The 970-nt window shown below is 72.2% G+C and carries 1 pseudogene; it reads right to left on the bottom strand.

From position 1 onward, the window contains the following. Positions 1-284 precede the first annotated feature (284 nt). Positions 285-970 (bottom strand): annotated as a pseudogene (locus J0F76_RS20670) (penicillin-binding protein 1C); the annotation flags it as partial.

The raw sequence follows: 970 nt of genomic DNA on the forward strand, positions 1-970 counted from the left end.
TCAGACCCCCCATACCTGCCTCAGCAGAAGGGAAGCACATCATAGGCTAGCTGGGAATCCTGAATCTCGATGCCCGCGACATGCTCTATCGCGTGGCTGCCGCGCGGCCTGCGGCCGCCGCAAGCACTTGGCCGGGGCTCTCCCTGCGACGACATCCGCAAGGCCCGACCTTGAGGCCTGACAGGGCCATCCTTCGTCCGATCCATGCCAGCCACGGACCAGCCCTCGCATCCGGTTTTGCCAATCCGTCGGGCGGGCCGCTTCCCGATGCCACGGACGCCGTCCTATCCTCCGCCCGAAGCCCTGAACTCGACCCGTGCCGAGCGGCCCTTCGCATCGACCACCGACAAGGACGCAAACCCGGCGCGGACAGGCAGCTCTGCGGTCGGCTCGGACGTGCCGACCGCCACGGGGGCGCCGTTCAGCAGCCAGCTATAGGGCGGCGTGCCGCCCTTGGCGCGCACAAGCAGCGTGGCGCCGACCAGTTCCACTTCGGCGCTGTCCGGCGGGAACTGGATCGTCAGCAGTTCGGGCGCGCGGAACGAGGAACCCGAGTCGGCAAGCGAGCCCGGCGGCACGAAGCGGCGGAGGGGACGGGGCAGCGCGGCGTTGGGACCCGTCAGCGCGGCCTGCGGCGGAGGCGGCAGGGAAACCGACCGGGGGCCCAGCGCATTGAACAGGTCGAACAGCACCGGCGCGGCGTAATCGCCGCCAAAGGCTCCGGGCACCGGGGTTCCGTCGGGCCGGCCCATCCAGACGCCCGCGACGAAGCGGCCGTCAAAGCCCACCGCCAGGGCGTCCCGGTGGCCATAGCTGGTGCCGGTCTTGAAGGCCACCCGCCCGGCCGCCTGCCCGCCCGGCGGCTGAATCCCCGCCAGAACATTCGCCGCTTGCCAGGCCGCGACCGCGCCGATGGCGGGCGCACCCGGCGCCTCCGGGACGCCGGGGCGGTCGTGCAGCCGGACCGGCG

Origin of the sequence: Paracoccus fontiphilus (assembly GCF_017356265.1) — a bacterium.
GTDB classification, from domain to species: domain Bacteria; phylum Pseudomonadota; class Alphaproteobacteria; order Rhodobacterales; family Rhodobacteraceae; genus Paracoccus; species Paracoccus fontiphilus.